At 72.8% G+C, this 2489-nt stretch carries 3 protein-coding genes and 1 pseudogene; all 4 read left to right on the top strand.

Going from position 1 to position 2489, the window contains the following annotated elements; all coding sequences use genetic code 11:
- The coding region (locus tag JGS39_RS39035; protein WP_219574506.1) for an aspartate dehydrogenase domain-containing protein at positions 1–539 on the top strand (539 nt) is incomplete at its 5' end.
- Positions 536–1345 carry an alpha/beta fold hydrolase gene (locus JGS39_RS39030; RefSeq protein ID WP_219574505.1) on the top strand — a complete coding sequence of 270 codons (810 nt, stop codon included), beginning with the start codon at positions 536–538 and terminating at the stop codon, positions 1343–1345. The genes JGS39_RS39035 and JGS39_RS39030, both read left to right, overlap by 4 nt.
- Positions 1346–1388: 43 nt before the next feature.
- The gene (locus JGS39_RS39025) at positions 1389–1910 is read left to right on the top strand and encodes a cupin domain-containing protein (RefSeq protein WP_148015699.1); all 522 of its coding nucleotides are present in this window, start codon (positions 1389–1391) and stop codon (positions 1908–1910) included.
- Positions 1910–2454 (top strand): annotated as a pseudogene (locus tag JGS39_RS39020) (SDR family oxidoreductase). The gene JGS39_RS39025 and the pseudogene JGS39_RS39020 overlap by 1 nt, the downstream one beginning before the upstream one ends.
- The last annotated feature ends 35 nt before the right edge of the window (positions 2455–2489 follow it).

Here is a 2489-nt window from a genome sequence, read left to right as displayed (position 1 = left end):
TCATCGCCTCCACCGGCGCCCTCGTCGACCCCGAACTCACCGGCCGGCTGCGCGCCGCCGGACCCGGACGCGTCTACTTCACCGGCGGAGCCGTCGGCGGACTCGACCTCCTCCAGGCCGTCCGCGGACTCGGCCCCCTCACCTCCGTCACCCTCACCACCACCAAACTCCCCGCCACCCTCCACCAGCCCTGGATGGACGCGGAACTGACCGAGCGGCTGCGGACCACCACCGAACCCGTCGAGGTGATGCGCGGTACCGCACGCGACGTACCCGTCAAGTTCCCCAAGTCGACCAACGTCGCCGCGTCCGTCGCCCTCGCCACCGGCGACCCCGCCCTCGTCCAGGTCGTCGTCGTCGCCGACCCGGCCGCCACCCTCACCCGGCACGTCATCGAAGCGGCCGGCCCGCACGGCACCTACCGCTTCGAGGTCGCCCACCGGCCCGACGAAGCCAACCCCGCCACCAGCCAGGTCGTCCCGCACGCCGTGCTCCGCAGCCTCGGCGCCGTCGTCGGCCGGGCAGGACAGATCCTGTGACCGCCGCCGCCACCACCGTCGCCGTCGCCGAAGTACATACGCGGGAAGCCGGCGACCCGGACGCCCCGCTGCTCCTCTGCCTCCACGGCATCGGCTCCTCCTCCGCCGCCTTCACCCCCCAACTCGACGGACTCGCCGACCAGGTACGCATCGTGGCCTGGGACGCCCCCGGCTACGCGGACTCCGCCGACCCCGCCCACGCACCCGGCCTCGACGGCTACGCCGACACCGCCGCCGCCCTCATCCGCGCACACGGCGGCCCCGCCCACGTACTCGGCGTCTCCTGGGGCGGCGTCATCGCGCTCCGCCTCGCCACCCGCCACCCCGACCTCGTCGCCTCCCTGATCGTCGCCGACTCCAGCCGCGGCTCCGGCACCCACCCGGAGAAGGCCGAAGCCATGCGCGGGCGTGCACACCAACTCGCCGGCCAGGGGCCCGAAGCCTTCGCCGCCGCCCGCGGACCACGCCTCGTCTCCGCCGGCGCACCCCCCGAACTCGTCGCACGCGTCGTCGCCACCATGGCCGCCGCCATCCGCAGCCCCGGCTACGGATACGCCGCCGCCTCCATGGCCGAAGCCGACCTCACCGACGACCTCCCCGCCATCACCGCACCCGCCCTCGTGCTCTGCGGCGAACAGGACACCGTCACCGGAACCGACGAGTCACAGGCCATCGCCGGCGGACTCACCACATCCGTCTACGTCACCCTCTCCGGCGCCGGACACCTCTCCAACCAGGAACGCCCCGAGGCCTTCAACGCCTGGGTCCGCGCCCACCTCCACGTCGTCGCCCGCGTTCCCGCGTAACGACGCACCCCCCAACCCCCACCACCGAACCAAGGAGCACCCCGTGCCCATCGACAACACCCCGTACGAGACCGACGGCGACCTCGCCAAGTTCACCGACTCCCTCATCGCCACCAAGGACTCCCGCGAACCCGACTGGAACACCCTCTCCTTCCAGGAGAAGGCCGGCGCCCAGTACCGCCGCGCCCAGATCCGCTACGTCGGCTCCGGCGCCACCGGCAACCACGAGAACGACAACCGCATCCTGCCGTCGGGCGGCTTCACCCTCTCCAACATGCTGCTCCCGCCGGGCGCCGAAGGCCCCGAGCACACCCACCACGACGTCGAGGAGGCCTTCTTCGTCCTGGAGGGCCAGGTCAAGGTCGGCATCCACCGCGGCGCCGACGAGGCCGAGTACCGCACCCTCGGCTACCGCGACATGATCGTCGTCCCCGCCGGAGTCGCCCGCTCCCTGAAGAACGAGGGCGACACCGACGCCCTCTTCTGCGTCATCATCGGCACGCAGAAGCCGCAGGTCCCCACCTACCCCGCGCACTCCCCGATGCACGGCATCACCCGCGACTGATGGCCACCGACGACACCCCCCGCACGGTCGTCGTCACCGGCGCCGGCCGCGGCCTGGGACTGGCCGCGGCCCGCCGGATCGGCAACGACGGCCACCGCGTCGTCATCGCCGAACTCGACGAGACCACCGGCCGGCAGGCCGCCCGGGAACTGCGCGCCGAAGGCATCACCGCCGACTACCACCCGCTCGACGTCGCCGACCCCGACTCCACCGCCGCCCTGGCCGCCACCCTCGCCGGCGACGTCGGCCGGCGGTACGTCGCATCGCCTCCAAGGGCGCCGTCATCTCCCTGACCCGGGCCATGGCACGCGAGACCGGAGACTTCGGCATCACCGTCAACGCCGTCGCCCCCGGCCTCACCGAAGGGGAGTCCGCCGTCGACATCCCCACTGAGCGCCACGAGCTGTACCGCCTCAACCGGGCCATCTCCCGCCCCCAGCAACCCGCCGACCTCGTCGGGCTGATCGCCTTCCTCATCGGCGACGAATCCGGCTACATCACGGGCCAGACCTTCGCCGTCAACGGCGGCTTCACGATGCACTGAACCACCTGGGCCCGCCCTGCAGACCCGCCCGGGCC

It is taken from the genome of Streptomyces poriferorum, from assembly GCF_019399235.1.
GTDB lineage: Bacteria > Actinomycetota > Actinomycetes > Streptomycetales > Streptomycetaceae > Streptomyces > Streptomyces poriferorum.
The sequence above is the reverse complement of the archived record's forward strand: the minus strand, read 5'-3'. Positions and strand labels throughout refer to the sequence as shown.